Origin of the sequence: Halocalculus aciditolerans (assembly GCF_014647475.1) — an archaeon.
GTDB classification, from domain to species: domain Archaea; phylum Halobacteriota; class Halobacteria; order Halobacteriales; family Halobacteriaceae; genus Halocalculus; species Halocalculus aciditolerans.
On sequence record NZ_BMPG01000009.1, the window covers coordinates 1 to 16,416 of the forward strand.

The 16,416-nt window shown below is 63.5% G+C and carries 13 protein-coding genes and 1 pseudogene; 3 read left to right on the forward strand and 11 right to left on the reverse strand.

Annotation, left to right across the window (positions count from 1 at the left end; all coding sequences use genetic code 11):
• Window positions 1-330: 330 nt before the first annotated feature.
• Entirely contained in the window at window positions 331-4,440 is a 4,110-nt protein-coding gene (locus IEY26_RS16940) for an Eco57I restriction-modification methylase domain-containing protein (RefSeq protein ID WP_188981012.1), read from the forward strand.
• 109 nt (window positions 4,441-4,549) lie between these two features.
• Here IEY26_RS16940 and IEY26_RS16945 read toward each other — a convergent pair whose 3' ends face one another.
• The 5 genes from IEY26_RS16945 to IEY26_RS16965 all read right to left on the reverse strand — a co-directional run bounded on the left by IEY26_RS16945 (window position 4,550) and on the right by IEY26_RS16965 (window position 6,680).
• Window positions 4,550-4,846 carry a hypothetical protein gene (locus IEY26_RS16945; RefSeq protein WP_229774198.1) on the reverse strand — a complete coding sequence of 99 codons (297 nt, stop codon included), beginning with the start codon at window positions 4,844-4,846 and terminating at the stop codon, window positions 4,550-4,552.
• 447 nt (window positions 4,847-5,293) lie between these two features.
• Window positions 5,294-5,815: a Fic family protein gene (locus IEY26_RS17715; protein WP_268239822.1), complete on the reverse strand. Its 522-nt coding sequence runs from the start codon at window positions 5,813-5,815 to the stop codon at window positions 5,294-5,296.
• On the reverse strand, window positions 5,697-6,011 hold the full coding sequence (locus tag IEY26_RS16955) for a DUF7521 family protein (protein ID WP_229774199.1): 315 nt from the start codon (window positions 6,009-6,011) through the stop codon (window positions 5,697-5,699). The genes IEY26_RS17715 and IEY26_RS16955 overlap by 119 nt, the downstream gene beginning before the upstream one ends.
• Window positions 6,008-6,337, reverse strand: coding sequence for a hypothetical protein (locus tag IEY26_RS16960; RefSeq protein WP_188981013.1), 330 nt, complete (start codon window positions 6,335-6,337; stop codon window positions 6,008-6,010). The genes IEY26_RS16955 and IEY26_RS16960 overlap by 4 nt, the downstream gene beginning before the upstream one ends.
• Before the next feature lies 1 nt (window position 6,338).
• Window positions 6,339-6,680, reverse strand: a complete 342-nt coding sequence (locus IEY26_RS16965; RefSeq protein WP_188981014.1) for an ArsR/SmtB family transcription factor — start codon at window positions 6,678-6,680, stop codon at window positions 6,339-6,341.
• Window positions 6,681-6,909: 229 nt separating this feature from the next.
• Between IEY26_RS16965 and IEY26_RS16970 the strand changes: the two genes are divergently transcribed.
• Entirely contained in the window at window positions 6,910-7,575 is a 666-nt protein-coding gene (locus tag IEY26_RS16970; protein WP_188981015.1) for an AIM24 family protein, read from the forward strand.
• 100 nt (window positions 7,576-7,675) lie between these two features.
• On the opposite strand, the gene IEY26_RS16975 is transcribed toward IEY26_RS16970, so the two are convergent.
• Together IEY26_RS16975 and IEY26_RS16980 are read right to left on the reverse strand one after the other, a co-directional pair.
• Window positions 7,676-8,479 carry a CPBP family intramembrane glutamic endopeptidase gene (locus tag IEY26_RS16975; protein WP_229774200.1) on the reverse strand — a complete coding sequence of 268 codons (804 nt, stop codon included), beginning with the start codon at window positions 8,477-8,479 and terminating at the stop codon, window positions 7,676-7,678.
• A 423-nt stretch (window positions 8,480-8,902) separates the two neighbouring features.
• Entirely contained in the window at window positions 8,903-9,688 is a 786-nt protein-coding gene (locus IEY26_RS16980) for a DUF7847 domain-containing protein (protein WP_229774201.1), read from the reverse strand.
• Window positions 9,689-9,984: 296 nt separating this feature from the next.
• Between IEY26_RS16980 and IEY26_RS17815 the strand changes: the two are divergent.
• A pseudogene (locus IEY26_RS17815) lies at window positions 9,985-10,473 on the forward strand (hypothetical protein); the annotation flags it as partial.
• A 29-nt stretch (window positions 10,474-10,502) separates the two neighbouring features.
• Here the strand turns inward: IEY26_RS17815 and IEY26_RS16990 are convergent.
• From IEY26_RS16990 to IEY26_RS17005, 4 genes are all read right to left on the reverse strand, one after another.
• On the reverse strand, window positions 10,503-10,655 hold the full coding sequence (locus IEY26_RS16990) for a hypothetical protein (RefSeq protein ID WP_188981017.1): 153 nt from the start codon (window positions 10,653-10,655) through the stop codon (window positions 10,503-10,505).
• 695 nt (window positions 10,656-11,350) lie between these two features.
• On the reverse strand, window positions 11,351-13,474 hold the full coding sequence (locus IEY26_RS16995; RefSeq protein WP_188981018.1) for a bacterio-opsin activator domain-containing protein: 2,124 nt from the start codon (window positions 13,472-13,474) through the stop codon (window positions 11,351-11,353).
• Entirely contained in the window at window positions 13,471-13,935 is a 465-nt protein-coding gene (locus IEY26_RS17000) for a response regulator (RefSeq protein ID WP_188981019.1), read from the reverse strand. Before IEY26_RS17000 ends, IEY26_RS16995 begins: the two co-directional genes overlap by 4 nt.
• A complete protein-coding gene (locus tag IEY26_RS17005; RefSeq protein ID WP_188981020.1) occupies window positions 13,928-16,324 on the reverse strand; it encodes a PAS domain-containing sensor histidine kinase in 2,397 nt (798 codons plus the stop codon). The genes IEY26_RS17000 and IEY26_RS17005 overlap by 8 nt, the downstream gene beginning before the upstream one ends.
• Window positions 16,325-16,416 lie beyond the last annotated feature (92 nt).

The following is a 16,416-nucleotide window of genomic DNA, read 5'->3' on the forward strand; positions in this document are numbered from 1 at the left end:
GCCGAGCCCAGCGTTGCCTGACTCATCGATGATCATCCGTGCACAATGTAGCGTGCCGATTGCCCAAGTTGTCATAGCCGACACCAACCGAAAGACTGGGTCCAGCACCGAGGAAATGGAGTTGCATCAGTGGATAGATATTCTCAACCGGAGCGTATATCATCTTTTCTGTATCACTAGTATTCCACGAAATACCTCACGCGCTTGCTAGAATACGCGTAGATACGAGCAATCAGCACGCTCTCTAGGCCGTCTTCTATCGCCTCTCTGGTTCTCGTAAGACGGGGGCGCGGGCAATCGGCACGCTACATTGTGCACGGATGATCATCGATGAGTCAGGCAACGCTGGGCTCGGCCTACCAGAATTCGAGCCTCTTCTCCGGCTACTATCTCGACGAACGCGTCTACGATCTCGACGGGTGGGACTGCGACGAGGGCGCACGGAAAGCGCTCGCGGAACTCCGAGAGCTGTGGGACCTCGAACGGGATCTCGTCGCCTCCTACAAGGAGGACGAACTGCTCGACTCGTGGATCGACGAAGTGCTCGATGTTCTGGGGTTCGGAACGCTCTCGGAGACGACGCTTCCCGGCGGTGGCGGGTACAACGACCGCCTCCTCTTCGAATCGGCGGACGTCCGCCGAAAAGCGGCGACGCGGAAACGCGACGGAAATCAAGACGCCGCGTACAACCTCAGTGCCGCGCTCCTCGAAGCCAAGCAGTGGGACGCGGACTTCACGACGCGGTTCAGCGAGCAGCGCTCGTACCGCGATGCGTCCCACCAGATCAAGTACTACCTGGAACACACGCCGGAAGACGTCGAGTGGGGCGTTCTCACGAACGGCCGGAAGTGGCGGCTCTACGGGACGAAGGACTACGCCACGGAGATCTACTACGAGGTCGATCTGCCCGAACTCCTCGAGTCCGGGACGCTGGAACAGTTCAAGTACTTCTACGCGTTCTTCCGACCAGATGCCTTCCGGAAAACCGGCGGGACGTCGTTCCTCGATACGGTCTGGAACGAGAGCGAGACCGCCGCACGAGAACTCGGCGAAGACCTCCAAGACAACGTCTTCACGGCGCTCCGCGTCCTCGGCGAGGGGTTCCTCCGGACGAACGACGGGCTCGAACTCGACCCGGAGGACGAAGCGGGCCTCGCCGAGCTCAAAGAACAGTCGCTCGTCCTCCTCTATCGGTTGATGTTCGTGCTCTACGCGGAATCCCGGGACCTCATTCATCCCGAGAACCCGGCGATGCGCGACGAGTACGACCAGCACTTCGGGCTCAATCACCTCCGGTCGCGGATCCACGAGGACGTCCAGTCCGGCGACGACTTCGGGGACTACAGCGAGATATCCACGCAGATGTGGGGGCGACTCGACGAGCTCTTCGCACTCGTCGACGAGGGCGAGGAATCGCTCGGCATCCCGCCCTACAACGGCGGGCTGTTCGACGCCGACGACCACGAGTTCCTCGCCGAGCACGCCGTCGCCGACCGCTACATCGCCGAAGTGATCTACCGGATCGGGACCACCGAGACCGAGGACGGCGAGTTCGTCCTCGCGGACTACGCCGACCTCGACACCCGCCACCTCGGCACCATCTACGAGGGCCTCCTCGAACACGAGTTCCGGATCGCCCCTGAAGAGTACGCGGCCGTCTCTGAGGACGGCGGACAGGTCTGGAAGCCCGCGACCGAGGTGAGCGTCGCCGACGCCGTCGAAACCGTTGACGAGGGTGATCTGTATGTCGTAAACGACGACGGGGAACGCAAAGCGACGGGCGCGTACTACACTCCCGACTATATCGTCGCGTACATCGTCGAGGAGTCGGTCGGATCTCTCGTCGACGACATCGAAGCCGACCTCAGAGCGGACGGGTTGGATCCCAGCGAGACGGAGTACTTCAGGCGGTTCTGGCAGGGCGTCCTCGACCTGAAAATTCTCGACCCCGCCATGGGCAGCGCGCATTTTCTCACCGCTGCCACGGGTTACTTGACCGCCCGCGTTATGGGAGTGGTCCGCGAGCAGGAGATTCAGGGATACGACGAACAGGATCTCAGACGCGAAATCGCCCGCGAGTGCATTTACGGAGTGGACATCAACGGGATAGCGGTCGAGCTGGCGAAGCTCTCGATGTGGCTCGAAACGCTCGCCGCCGACCAGCCCCTCGCGTTCCTCGATCACCACCTGAAGACGGGGAACTCACTCATCGGGAGTGACATCGAGGACGTTCTCGGCGACGAGAGCGACCAGTCCGGCCAGACGCAACTCACGGACTGGATGGATCAGACCCGTCAGCGCGCCCTGGAACACGTTCTGGATCGATTCTCGGATCTTCTCAGCATCGACAACGAGACGCTGGGAGGTATTAAGGAGATGGAAGAAGTGTACGCAGAGATTCGGGAGGACTCCCTCTATCGACACCTCCTGGCGATGGTGAACGTACATACGGCGTCGGATTTCGGTCTCGACGTTCCCGATGACGCCGAAGAGCAGATGGCTGAAGCACTTCGGGACGACTCGTGGGACGACATCGAGAACGCAGATTGGTTTCGGGAGGCTCAAGCGATGGCCAAGGAAGAGGGCTTCTTCCATTGGCAGCTAGAGTTCCCCGTCGTGTTCTATGGAGGGGACGGCGAGCGGCTGGAGGACCCCGGGTTCGATGCGGTGATCGGAAATCCGCCATACGTTGAAGTTGGAGACTCGGTTGAGGGGTACCTTCGCAGCACATTCGAGGTGCCGGAATACTTCGTTGATCTATTCCACGTGTTCATCGAACGGGGCGTTCAACTCCTTTCGGAGAACAGCGAGTTCGGATATATCGTTCCAGAGCCGTGGCTGACGATGGAGAACACGAGTCGGCTTCGCCAGTTCCTCCTCACGAACACGGCTGTAGAGCAAGTCGTCCGATTCGAGAGTACAGTATTCGATGAAGCGACAGTTGATACGATAATTCTGACGCTCCGCAAAACGGATGACCTAGATAGAATTCGCGTACTACGCGCTGAGAACGAGGGATCTCGGATCCGGGGGATCACAGAGACGAACCAACTGGACCAGGAGTCACTTCTCAGCACTCAACAGAAACGTATCGAGGTTCGTCAGACCGCGCAAGAGTCAGAGATCCTAGATCGGATCCGATCAGCCAGCGTCCAGCTAGATGAAATCGCGGATGTCTCGATAGGAATCCAGGCGTATAATCGTTCGAAGCACACCGAAGAACAGATCGAAAATCGCGTATTTCACGCTGACAACAAGGAATCCGAGGAGTATCTCCCCGAGTTGTCTGGTCAGGACGTCTCTCGATACTCGGTGAAGCACGACGGAGAGACCTGGGTGAAGTACGGGGATCATCTCCACGATTATCGACCGATGCGGTACTTTAGCGCGCCCCGCATTCTCGTCCGCGAGATCACGGACTCCGGCAGACACAAAATTCACGCAGCGTATACCGAGGAGACCTATTGCAACTACAAGACGATCCTGAACATCTTGCCGACCGGTGACTACTCTGCCAAGTATCTCTTAGCGGTCCTGAATTCCACTGCTATGTCTTGGATTTTCCTTCGAACATCGAATAAGGTCGTCTCTGACACTTTCCCTCGTATCTCGGTCACCGATCTGGAGGGCTTGGACATCCCGCGTATCGACTTCTCGAAGTCGCCCCCTCTCTCCGTACAGAAGTTGGAGGAACTGTTCAGGGATTATCTTAGAACAGGTGACTCGGCCCCATTCAAAAGTGTGATCTCTGACATGGTTGATTTCTCCTCCGGTCATCCGGGAGTACTTCATGACTTCCTTCGAGCGCGCGTGGACGACCTCAATGATTGGCAAGAGCGGAGATCCCTGATCGATCTCCCCCTCCTGGACTACCTCGGGAACTACACAAAGGGCCCGAATCTCCCCGACATCGGGCTCTTTCAGCCAACGTCGTCGAATATCCTCGATGCGACGGCGGAGGACTACGAGAAACTCCGCGTCGGCGACGTCGAGACCGAGCGGGACGGCTCCAGTGTGACGGTGTCCGCGACGGCGCGGTATAAGCCCGAGGACGAGGACGCCTTCGAGACCGACCAGTGGGGGTACGCGGAGACCGGATACGAGGAAGCGTTTACGCTCACTGATCTCACTGAGGTGGAAGCCGCACTCGTCGAAGCGTTCGTCCCCGTCGCCGCAGAGGAGGCCGACGGCTTCGCCGGTTTCCGGGACAACGCGACGAAGACGAACTCACCTATCGACCGACTGAAAGCCATCACGCTACCGGACCCCGACGACGTCGCGGACGACTTGGAGCGCTACTTCCAAGCCAAAGAACGGGCTGACGAACTCGACGAGAAGATCGAGAAGACCGACGACCTCATCGACGATATCGTCTACGACCTGTACGGCCTGTCCGAGGAGGAGATCGAGATCGTCGAGTCGTCGGTTCGTAACGACTGAGCCGACGTGGGCCCTCTAACGAGGGAGACTCACTCGAACGCGCGGTACTCTACGCAGTGATGTAGACGGTCGGGTATGAAGCCGAAACGGCCGGTGCTCGCGTCGTTTCTCAGTGACCGCGTCGGCGCTCGACCTCTTCGAGATACGCCTCCCGACCATTCTCGTTGAGGAAGTCCCACGGGTCGGGGAACGGCGCGGCCTCGGGCGACGTCTCCGCGGCCATCTCGGTGGCTCGCTTCGCCTCTTGAATCGCGCGGTACATCGCGTCGATGTCGTCTTCGGTCAGTTCGTCGCCATCTGAGATCCGCGACGTCGCCTGCCGGAAGGCGTCGCGCACGGTCTCCTCGCGGATACGTTCGAGGCGCGCGCAGAAGAGTTCGCGTCTGATCCCTTCCCACGTCCCCACTATCGCGTCTGATTGTTCGCTATCGGCGTCGTCTGCTTCTCCGGGAGCCGTGCTCGCTCGAATTTTCACTCTCGCTCTGCATCGGTGTCTCCGTGGACATACGGGCCGAACGAACGACGCCACGCGTGCGTACTTTCTGGGCCGAGGAACCAGGCCGACGCGGTCAGCACAGTCGAGATATCGCGTCGGCGGTGTCACGGGTAGCGCAGAAAACTCACGGCTGACGCTCCGGGTCGTCGATACACTCTCTCAACGAGAGATCGGTAACGTGCCAGCTGCTGAAGGCGGCCTCAGTCGTGCAGTGCGTCGAGGAGGTCTCCGTCCTCCTCGATGAACCGGCGAACCCGCTCGCGGTGACGCTCTCGGTCGGCGTCGTCTTCGTCTGCCTCTGGCTCCAGACTCATGCCGACTACTACTACCACCAGGCGCTTCAGTCTTCCACTCGCGTCACGGTGTGAGACGATCCTCGTCGATCTCGCCCGTTTCCAACCAGTCCGCGAGCTCGGACGGACTGAACCTGCGGATGCGTCGCATCACGCGTTCCGCACGCTCACCCCGCTCCGCCGGCTCCAAGCCCTTCCCGTCGAGGTAGGTCTGCATCGTCAGCCACGCCGTCCGTTTGTTCCCGTCCTCGAAGTAGTGCGACGTCGTGATGTTCCGCAGGAGGAGGGCCGCGGACTGGTACGCCTCGTCGTCAGTGTTCGCTTCGGGGATGTCTTCGAGGAGGCGTTTGAACTTCAGGCGCGGCGCTGCGACGCGAGCTCCGGGATAACCTAACGCACATCCGAGTCCAGTAGCTGACCCACGCGAGAGGGTGTCATCGACTTCTTCCCGAAGGGTTTGTTCCGATTCATCGGTCGGAAACCAGTGCGTAGAGGATCGTGCAGAGGCCCAAAACCGTGACGAGACCGCGCACGAGCAGTACGAGAGATGTCCCGAACCCGAGTTGGTCGAGTATTGCGGCCGCAACGAAGACGCCGGTGGTCACGAGGCCGATTCCGACTGCCAGGAAGAGCATTTGTCTCGTATCGTTCCGCCGGTAGCCGCGATAGGCGAGGAGCGCGACGAAGAGCCCGACGACAGCGGTCACGGCCAGCGCAATCCACGCGACGGTGTCCGGCCGCAGCGCCGTTGCGGCGGTCGAGAGAGCGAGGGGTATGCTCACCGGCTCTCACCCCCGTAGATTGCCCAGAGAATCGCGGCGAGTCCGACGAGCTGGCAGCCGCTCACAGCGACCGCGCGAGCGCTCGTTCCAACCGCGGTGAACGTCGGTAGCCCGATTCGCAGGAGCTCTGGGACGGTCGTGAGCAGGAAGAGGCCGATGGCGAGTACGAGTATTCCCGTGTCCCGCGGGCTCTGCAGGTAGCCGCGGACGAGTGTCGCGGCGATGATGACCGAGAGCGTAATCGACAGCAGTGACAGGCCGAGTACGCCGAGCGCCACCGCGGAATCGGCACCAGTGACGCGGAGTTGAAGGAGCATGATGGACATCTCAGGACAGCCCCTCGAAGAGATCCGTGAACCGATCGGACGGATCTGTACTGGTCCGGGTGACCGATACGACGTACTCGCCGTCCTCGAAGCGGACGGACAGCTCTTCAATTGTGGCCTGATAGCGCTTGTAGTGGTGGCCGTCCGGGTCGAGGACTTGCTCTTCAGTTACAAGGTTAACCGCCTCCAGTCGGTTGAGGCGCCGGTAGGCTGTGGGGTCGGACATCTCGCAGGCCGTGCAGAGTTCGGAGACGGACATCGGTTCGGTGGTGAGTTCGGCGAGGATGGCCCGCGCGTACTCGTCGTCGAGCAGCGCGAGGAGTTCGTCCGCATCCTCGTCCATACGTCAGGCATGTGGGGTGAGGGGTATAATACTCACTCCGTGCTTCTCGCTCAGAAGACGGGGCACGTCCGGGATTCTCACGCTGAAATCCCTCTCGAGGTTCACTGACGCAGCGGACGGCCACAGCCGTCGACGGACTCTCTCCAGTTCCGTCCAGAAGCCCACCGAGTACTCTTATGCGGGTGGAGTCGTGACCCTCCTTCTGGGGCCGACTCAGGCTCCGGTACAGATGAACACCGAGCAATTCACCAGTGAGCACCAGACGACGCGGAGCGACGAACCGTTCCAGCTGGAGAACAGCTACACGCTCGACGTCGCCGTCGACGGAACCGTTCTCGCGAAGGCGGGGTCGATGATCGCGTTCACGGGTGACCTTTCCTTCACGGGCCAGGCGTCCGCCGAAGGAGGAATTACGGGGTTCGTGAAGCAAGCCGCGACGGGCGAGGGAACACCGGTGATGGAAGTCGAAGGCAGCGGACACGTCTACCTCTCGGACCAGAAGAAGAAGGTCCAGCTTCTCGAACTTGAGGCTGGGGAGTCGATCACGGTCAACGGCGAGGACGTTCTCGCGTTCGACGAGAGCATCTCCTACGAGATATCGTCGATAGACTCTCTCGCCGGCGCGTTCGCGGGCGGGTTCACGAACGTCTATCTCGAAGGACCGGGCTACGCCGCGATTACGACGCACGCCGACCCAATCGTCCTCGAACCACCGGTCTCAACGGATCCGAGCGCGACGGTCGCGTGGAGCGACACGACGCCGAACGTGAGCACGAACGCGAGCCTCTCGGACATGATCGGCCAAGAGTCCGGCGAGCGCTTCCAGATGTCCTTCACCGGAGACACCGGCTACGTCGTCGTCCAACCCTACGAGGAACACGCGAACGAGCCGTGACTGACGCCGGAAGCATCGGCAAGCAACTCGAGAGTGAACTCGGTCCCACAATCGCCGTCGCCGACGAGCAGTCCCTTCTACTCACCCTGACAAAATCCAATTATATTGAAATCGGCGTCCACCGGGTCACGCGTTCGCTCATTTGTAACTCTCCGTCCCGCCAGCGGATATACGCGAGCAGTAAGAGACCGCCAAGGATGGCGAAGACGACATGGACGAGTCCCTCTTCGCCGACCCATTTATCCGGGCCGGTGAGAGCAAGCGCGACGAGTTCGGGTGTGGTTTGAGAGACTCCAAGCCCGAGGAGGCCCTGTGAGAAATTATAGAACACGTGAAATCCCATGGGAAGTGCGAGCTCGCCGGTGAGCGCGTACGCCGTTCCGAGCACCAAGCCAGCTGTCACGTAATAGCCGTACTGACTGACGTGAGTTACCTTCCCGCCGTGTAGTATCGCGAAGACGAGCGTGCTGATGAGGACGGCCAGAAGAATAGCCGGCTTCTCTCCCACGTATCCCGCACCGCCTTCCGCGAGATTCTTCAACATCGTCGCTCGGAAGATGAACTCTTCCCATATTGCCGCGACAGCGATCAACCCGAACGTGATGACCACTGCCGGAGCGAACGGGGTGCCACCGGGGGTTTCAGCGAACCCCGTCACGGATGCCCAGCCGGCGTAAACCGACACGACGAGAGCCCCGGCGTTGACTGAGATCGCTATCACGCTCCCAATAGCGGCGGTCTTGCACCAGTCGCGATCGACCGAGAGACCGTAGTCGGCGGCGGGACGTCGGTCGATGAGCCTCGCCGCGACGAGAAGCCCCCCAGCGAGAACAACTGCGAAGCCGACCAGCTCGAGGAGCTCGCGAATTGGATGCTCGAACCGCGCTCGAACCGCCGTCTGCATAACCGCAAGAGCCAGAAACGTCAGAACGAGCGGTAGCAGGGCCCGGAGCGGGGCCCGAAGTCGTTGCTCCTCGTGGTTCCAAACCGGCCAAGTAAGCCAGTAACGAACGGGCCGCGTAGTCCGGCCTCGGGCCTCTGTGGAAGGCATACTCGACTGGAGACCCCCTACCACAGTAGCACCCCAGCACCGGCTTTCGATCCAGAAGCCGGGACGGATTTATTTTACAACCGCTCGCGGAGAGCAGCATGGACCAGGGCGGCGGTGATGAAAACGACCGACTCAGATAGGCTGGATAATTGATATAGTGGGACGACCTGAAAGCCAGCCGGCAACTGCGCAAGCGCGCCTTCTCAGCTATCCGTCACCGGCCACCGAGAGGGGACGTCGACGGTCATCACGAGGCTTGCGACGGCGGTCCTCCGGTCAAGAACCATCGATGACTTCTGAGCCGATTGTTCGATAGAATGCGACCGAGTAAACGGTGAAGAATCCGCCGAACAGCGCACCGAAGATAACGATGAGGAGTGCGACGCCGACGGTGGCGACCACCGAGAGCTGAGGGAGCGAAAGCACCGTAGTGGACTGGGGGGAGACGAGCATCGATGCGATGGTGAACACGCCGCCGGCGACGCCGCCGAGGATCCCGACGAACACCGAATACCCGAGCGTACTCACGAGATTGCGGCGGACGACAGCGTAACTGTGTTTGAGTCCGTCGACGGCACCGAGGTCGTCGATGACGATCGCTTGGCCGTAGAACTGGATGAAGAACGCCACGGAGAGATACACGAGCGCCGAGATGGCCACGAGGCCGATGAACACCATCCCGATGGAGCCGTGAGCCAAGAGCGCGCCGAAGCCGGCCGCGACTCCGACCGCACCGATGACACTGTTGACGACGAGCAAGAGTACGTAGGCGACGAGTAACTGCAGGTAGTTGGCCCTTCCATCGGTGACGAAACGGGACAGCGAACTGCGAGCGGTGAGCGCCTCATCGGCCATGCCGAACATGCCTCCCTGAATGAAGGGCATCACGAGGAGGAAGACCACGGAGAACCCCAGTGAGTAGAGCGTCGAGGCGAGTGGGTACGCCGACTGCAACAGCATCTGGGGGACTAGCAACGCGAACACGATCAGTTGTGGGACCAACAGACCCGGAGCACGCTTGAGCGCACCCGGTGTACGTCGGAGAGCTTGGAGGACTCCCATGGGTGAGAGAAAGAGGCGCGATGGTATAGTCGTCGACGGCGGTTTTCTCGCTCAGAAGATAGATCAGGTGCCATCGTTTCGAGAGAGATAGAACTCCCCCAACGAGGTAGTCCCCTGGCCATCAGTAGTTTGTCCACATCTACACTCTCTTGATGTGGTGTGATTTGGCTATGTGGTGACTGGGCGTCGTTCCTTGAGTCGACCCGCATCTCTCGACGAGACACGCTATTCGGTGTCGGAGGAACGGCTACTGGCGTGCTCGGAGCGAGCGCGTTTCGCTGGTGGCCAATTCAGGTTATGTCGCTCGGCGCATGCTGACTGAGCAGCCGTGGTCGGACGGGGCACCATCGGGGACGTCCGTCGCATCTTCCGCGTCTTCTACGACGAGGCCGACCGCGAGAAACCCGATTACTTCCCCGCGGACGAGCCTGCGGAGAAGACGTACGACACAGGGCGGTTGCGGCGGGAACGCGACATCCGGGGTGGACGCGTCACGTTCGAGTCCGAACGCGATAACCGCGGAGTTCGACTGCGAAGAGTACGAAGTCTCCGACTACGAGAAGCGCCTCCCGAAGCGCTTCATGTCGGATAAGTCCGGAGGAAGCGTCTATATCGGCGCACCCGAGGAGTTCGCCGACTGGATCGGCTACTCCGTCGAAGGCCTCTTCGATGACCCGTCGGGGATGGGTCGTTCCGACTCCATGGATGCGACCGAGAACGACAGTTCGAGTGAGGGCAGCGCCGACAGTGAGTCCGGAGGGATACTCTCGAAGCTGTTCGGATAACTCGCACCTCCTCGTTCCGATCCGTTTCGTCACGTGTCGTCGAGGAGCGCACGAGCACGCTCGACGTAGCTATCGTCTTCCCGACTACGGACGTCGCCGATAGCGTCGAGCGTCGAGAGCGCTTCGTGAGACGATGGAAGGCTGTTGTGGACGACGATGGAGAGCAGTGTCTGCGTTGTCACGAGCCGAGTATCTGCGAGCGATGCGTGGATTAATCCGAGTCGGTCGAATTCGTCGCAGAGGACTCGTGGCGGCTCCGCGAACCGCTCCGGGCGTTCCGCTGAGAATACCGGCCGCTCTCGGACGGGTCGGTTCTCCCTCAGAAAGCACTCCCCTGGGGAGAGGAGTGCTGGCTGGTTATGAAGTCGCAGGTCGCGTTCGTGCCTCGACTCGGTCAGCGGGACCCGAGTCACCTCCGCGTACGTCGCGCTGGTTCTTGAAGGACTGTGGGTGGTTTCAGCGAGTGAGAACGGTGCGCGTCACGGCCCGTCGTCGGAGATTTCGGTCTTTCTCCGCGAGTGTTCGTCGACGACATTTCGGGTCGACGGCGTCGTCTCGACCCCGCGTAGCCGTGATCGAGCGCGACCGCTGCGGGCTACCAAAGAGTTTAGGCTGAACGCCTATCGGGTTGTGGCCCATTCGTTCAGATACCTCCGACCCGGTTCCCCGAACCGTGCGGTGGTCCATCCGAGACAGCCCCCTTCCCCCCTTCGACGCCCTTCTTCCCCCTCGGGCGTCCCCTTCCCCCCAATTGGATGGAGGCGGAATCGGGTCAGAGGCACACTCCACTCGGAGTGTTCCCTTTTGTCGACAGCGGTCGGTCGGTTCGAGCAGAGTCGTTCGTGAGATTCAGCACTCGATAGCCCTGTCGGAGCGGTCAGGTGCGGAGGACGCCGCCGAAGAGTTTGCGCTGTGCGTTCCGGAGGTGTTCGGAGAAGGTCGGACCGGAGATGTCGAGCGAGGCGGCGACTTCCTCACCGCTCGATGCGCGCGGCCACTCGAAGAACCCCGCGAAGTACGCGGCTTCGAGGGCGGCGCGCTGGCGGTCGGTCAGCTCCTCGGACCAGACGCGAGCGAGTCGCTCCGCGGAGTCGTCGGTCTTGGTCACCTGCCGGTGGACGGCGGTGTGCGGGTAGTCGTCGCGGATTCGGTCGACGACGTCTCGGACCTCGGCGTCCACGGGGAGGTGGACGGTGAGTTCGACGTCGGTCGCGTCGAAGCGGACGCGTTCGACGGAGCCGCCGAGCGCGGCGACGGTGGAGACGGCGGGGAGGTCGGTGGCGTGCAGTTCGAAGTGGACGGCGTCTTCGGTCTCGCGAATGACGTCGACGTCGTTCCAGTCGGGAATCGTGTCGGTGAGCGCGACGAGGTCGTCCGGGTCGTCGACGGCGGCTTCGCCGTAGGCGAGGAGCCCGTCGTCGGAGACGGGGAGGATGCGGGAGACGGTGATGGTGTCCGTAATCCCGGCGTCAGCAGTAGCGGGTTCGTCGAGGCGGAGGTCGAGTTCGACGAGGCTGTCGCCGAGCAGGGCGCGTTTTCGGTCGGCGGCGGCGATGGCGTGCCCGACCGTCTCGCCGAGGTGGGCGACGACGTCGCGTTCTTCGCGCTCGAAGGCGTCGCCGCGCGCGGTGTGGACGGAGAGCACCGCGAAGACCGTGTCTTCGTGGACGAGGGGGAGCGCGGCGGCCGACTGGAACGGCGTGGCGTCGGCAGACAAATCGGGTCGCGGGTCGGCGACCGCACCGTGGGCGGTCTGGATGGCTCCAGTCCGGAACGCTCGCTCGATAGGATGTTCGCCGTCCGAGTGGTCGGCGTCCGAGTGGTCGGCGTCCGGATGGTCGGTGTCGAGGTCGACGGTGTCGGTGCGGACGGTGTCGTCGGTGGTGGCGCGAACGGTGAGTCCGCCGTCGCGGCTGTCGCGTTCGCAGACCCAGGCGAAGTCGTAGGAGTCCGCGGCGACGAGCCGGTCGCAGGCGGTCTGCTCGATTTCGTCGCGCGTCGAGCGTTCGACGACGGCCGTGGTGACGCTGTGGACGACGTCGTTCAGCTCGTTGAGCGCGGCGAGGCGCTGGCGTTGCTGTTCGAGGCGGCGGGTGCGTTCTCGTCGCTCAGTCACGTCGTGCGTGTAGACGACGAGGCCGTCGATGGCGGGTTCGCCGAGGAGGTTCCGGGCTCGCGACCCCAGGTAGATCCAGGAGCCGTCGGCGTGCCGGAAGCGGAACTCGAACTCGGTCTCCCCGCGGTCGGTGTCGGCGAGCGCGCCGAACTCCCCCCTGACCGTCTGGTGGTCGTCGGGGTGGATGTAGTCGAGGGCGTTCTCGCCGACGAGGGTGTCCGGGCTGTAGCCGAGGACGCGTTCGGCCGACGGCGTGATGTATTTGATTCGGCCGTCGGGAGCGAGGATGGCGTTCGCGTCCGTCGACTCCTTGATGAGCGTACGGTAGCGGCGCTGTTCGCGCTCGTGCGCTTTCCGCTCGATGGCGTGGGAGACCGAGCGGATGAGGAGGTCGGCGTTGATCTCGTCCTTGACGAGGTACTCCCCTGCGCCTTCGCGGAGCGCGTCGATGCCGACTTCGCGGTCGCGCAGCCCGGTGAGCACGACGACGGGGACGAGTTCGTCGCGGTCGGTGACCGCCCGGAGCGTGTCGAGCCCCGTGCTGTCGGGGAGGTCGAGGTCGAGGAGCACCACGTCCGGTGGTTCGGCGTCGAGGCGGTCGAGGCCGTCGTCGAGGCGGGTCTCGTGGACGAGCGGGAGCTGGTCGCCGCGGCGCTCGCCCTCGACGTACGTCGACGAGTTCGCCGCCGTGGCGTCCGCGTCCGACACCCTGTCCGACTCCGCTTCCGCGTCCGCTCCCGGGGGCGTGCCGGTCGTGTGTTCGCCCGCGGCGAGGTCGAACGACCGCTCGGTGAACGCCATCGCTTCCCGGAGGAGTTCGCGGATGTACCGGGCGTCTCCGGGGTTGTCCTCGATGAGCAGCATCCGCGGTCGCTCGCCCGTCATGGCTCGTCCGGTTCGGGCGGGAGTTCGACGAGCGTGAGCCAGAAGTCCTCGAACTTCCGGACGAGCGCGACGAAATCGTCGGGGTCGATCGGCTTCGTCAGGTAGGCGTTCGAGTGGTTCTCGTAGCTCTCCACGACGTCCTCTTCCGCTTCGGAGCTCGTGAGAATGACGATGGGGATGGAGCGAAGCGACGGGTCCGTCTTCGCTTCTTCGAGGACGTCCATCCCGCTCACGCGCGGGAGGTTGAGGTCGAGGAGCACGAGGCTCGGCCGCGGAGAGTCCACGTAGTCGTCGCGCTGGTGGAGGAAGTCGAGCGCCGCCTCGCCGTCGCGGACGACGTGGAGCTCGTTGTTGATGCGGGCTTCCCGGAACGCCTCCTCGGTCAGGCGGACGTCGCCGGGGTTGTCCTCGACGAGGAGGATGTCGGCCGGCTGGCCGCGCCCGGGCGGCGCGTCACTCATCGGCCACCTCCGCGCCCGCGGCGGGCAGCGTGAACTCGAACGTCGAGCCCTCGCCGGGCGTCGAGTCGACGGTTATCTCACCGCCGTGGCGCTCGACGATTCGCTGGCAGAGCGCGAGCCCGATTCCCGTCCCCTCGTGTTCGTCGCGGGTGTGGAGGCGCTGGAAGACCTCGAAGACGCTGTCGGCGCGCTCCGGGTCGATGCCGATGCCGTCGTCGCGGACCGCGAGCCGCCACATCTCTCCCTCTCGGCGCGACGAGACGCGGACGGTCGGCGCGTCGTCGTTGTACTCGAGCGCGTTGTCGAGGAGGTTCTGGAAGACCTGCCGGAGCTGGTCCTCGTCGCCCTCGACGCGCGGGAGCGTCTCCGCGGTCACGTCGGCGTCCGACTCCTCGATTCGCATCCCGAGGTCGGCGCGCACGTCCGCGAAGACGCCGTCGAGGTCGACGGGTTCGAAGGCGTCGCCGCGCGTCTCCACCCGCGAGTACCGGAGGAGCGCGTCGATCATCTCCCGCATGCGTTCCGCGCCGTCGACGGCGAACGCGAGGAACTCCTCGCCGTCCTCGTCGAGCTCGTCCTCGTAGCGGCTCTCGATGAGCGAGAGGTAGCTCGACACCATCCGCAGCGGCTCCTGTAAGTCGTGTGACGCCGCGTACGCGAACTGTTCGAGGCGGTGGTTCGACTCTTCGAGCTCGTCGACGAGCGTCTCGAGTTCCGCGTTGTATCGCTCGCGCTCGATGGCGTTCGCGAGGACGTTCGCGACGCTCTGCACGAAGTTCACGTCCTCCTCGGTGAACTCCTGAGCGTCGGTGTCGTGCGTTCCCAGAATCCCCCACGGGTCGTCGACGGAGCCGATAATCGTGCTGACGCCGCTCGTCACGTCGTGGTCGACGAGCAAGTCGGGGCCGTCGAACCGCGTCTCCGCGTCGAGGTCGTCCACGACGACGGGCTCCTCGGAGAGGAGGGTGTAGCCGGCCTGCGAGTTCTCGTCCGCGTCGACGGCGGCTTCCTGCACGATGCCGTCGTCCCACCCGACGCCCTGCCGCAGGAGGAGTTCGCGCGACTCCTCGTCGAGGTCGAGGACCTTGCAGTAGTCGGTGTCGAGGACGTCCGCGACCGCGTGCGCCGCGTCCGCCATCAGGGCGTCGAGGTCGTCGGTTTCCAGCGCGGTCTGCCCGAGCTCCGCGACGACGGCCTGCTGGCGCGCGCGCCGTTCGAGGTCGCGCTGGTACTCGCGGCGCTCCGTCACGTCCTGCACGACGAGCATCCCGCTCGTCACGTTCCCGTCCGCGTCCCGAACGGGGAGCACCTGATCGAACATATCGTGGCCCGCGTACGTGACTTCGAACGTCGACGCCTCGCCGTTCAGCGCCTTGTAGAAGTGTTCCTCGACCGCCTCGACGACGTCCGGCGGGTAGAGGTCCGTGACGCGCATCCCGACGCGGTCGGCGGGGTCGACGCCCGCCTCGTCGAGCAGCTGCCCGCCGGCCGCCGTGTATCGGAGGTCCTCGTCGAACATCGCGACCGCGCCGTTCGGGAAGTGCTCGACGAGCGTCCGGTAGCGCCGCTCGCTCTCCTCGACCTTTCGGCGCTGTTCGAGGCGCTGTGAGATGTCGCGGACGACGCCGACGCGCTCCTCGCCCTCGCCCGTCGAGATCGTCGCGAACGTCGCCTCCACGGGGATCTCCTCGCCGTCGGCGACCTCGATGGTCGTCTCCAGCGTCGCGTTCGCCGTTTCGTCGTCCGCCATCGACTCCCGGAGCGCACGCCCCTCCTCGATGGTGTCCTCCGTGACGACGCGCGACGCGTGCGACCCGAGCAAGGTCTCGCGGTCGTACCCGGTCATCGACGCGAACGCGTCGTTCACCATCGTGTACCGGTCCTCAGCGTCGACGACGTAGATGCCATCGTCGATGGTTTCGGCGATGGTCTCGTACTTCGCCAGCGTCACGTCACGCCCCCGCTCACCCCCACACTGCGTCGCCGTCGACTCGACCGATTCCCCGACGACGACCGCTCCCGCCGTCTCGCTCGCTTCGCCGCCGGCGACGCCCACGACGCGGAGGTCGCGCTCGACGTCACCGGACGCCGCCTCCATCGTGACGCGAAGCGTCTCCTCGCCGCGCGATTCATCCGCGAGCGCGTCGCGCAGTCGTCGTCCGTCCCCGTCTCCGAGGAACGCGGAGAGCTGCTCGCCGACGACCGACGCTTCCCGCCGCCCGAGCGTGTCGAGCGCGCGCTCGTTCACCGCGATGACTCGACCGTCTCCGTCGAGGTGATAGCTCTCCCCGTCGAGCAGCTCGGTCGCCGCGCGGACGTGACCGAGCGCCGCGTCCCGGGTCACGCCGTCGGGACACGCACCCCCGACGGAACCCCCCATTTCACTCATACGTTTTACACGGTCACGACCCGTCATAAATCCGCTGTCTACAGCGAAGAAAACTGATACGGTCGCTCCGGGAACGAGGGTGTTCGCCCGCT

Excerpts from the sequence above, each read along its gene's own strand:
- IEY26_RS16975 (WP_229774200.1), bottom strand. The coding sequence starts at position 8,479 with ATGCAGACGGCGGTTCGAGCGCGGTTCGAGCATCCAATTCGCGAGCTC.
- IEY26_RS17000 (WP_188981019.1), bottom strand. The coding sequence starts at position 13,935 with ATGAGTGACGCGCCGCCCGGGCGCGGCCAGCCGGCCGACATCCTCCTC.
- IEY26_RS17005 (WP_188981020.1), bottom strand. The coding sequence starts at position 16,324 with ATGAGTGAAATGGGGGGTTCCGTCGGGGGTGCGTGTCCCGACGGCGTG.
- IEY26_RS16960 (WP_188981013.1), bottom strand. The coding sequence starts at position 6,337 with ATGTCCATCATGCTCCTTCAACTCCGCGTCACTGGTGCCGATTCCGCG.
- IEY26_RS16995 (WP_188981018.1), bottom strand. The coding sequence starts at position 13,474 with ATGACGGGCGAGCGACCGCGGATGCTGCTCATCGAGGACAACCCCGGA.
- IEY26_RS16940 (WP_188981012.1), top strand. The coding sequence starts at position 331 with ATGAGTCAGGCAACGCTGGGCTCGGCCTACCAGAATTCGAGCCTCTTC.
- IEY26_RS16970 (WP_188981015.1), top strand. The coding sequence starts at position 6,910 with ATGAACACCGAGCAATTCACCAGTGAGCACCAGACGACGCGGAGCGAC.
- IEY26_RS16980 (WP_229774201.1), bottom strand. The coding sequence starts at position 9,688 with ATGGGAGTCCTCCAAGCTCTCCGACGTACACCGGGTGCGCTCAAGCGT.
- IEY26_RS16965 (WP_188981014.1), bottom strand. The coding sequence starts at position 6,680 with ATGGACGAGGATGCGGACGAACTCCTCGCGCTGCTCGACGACGAGTAC.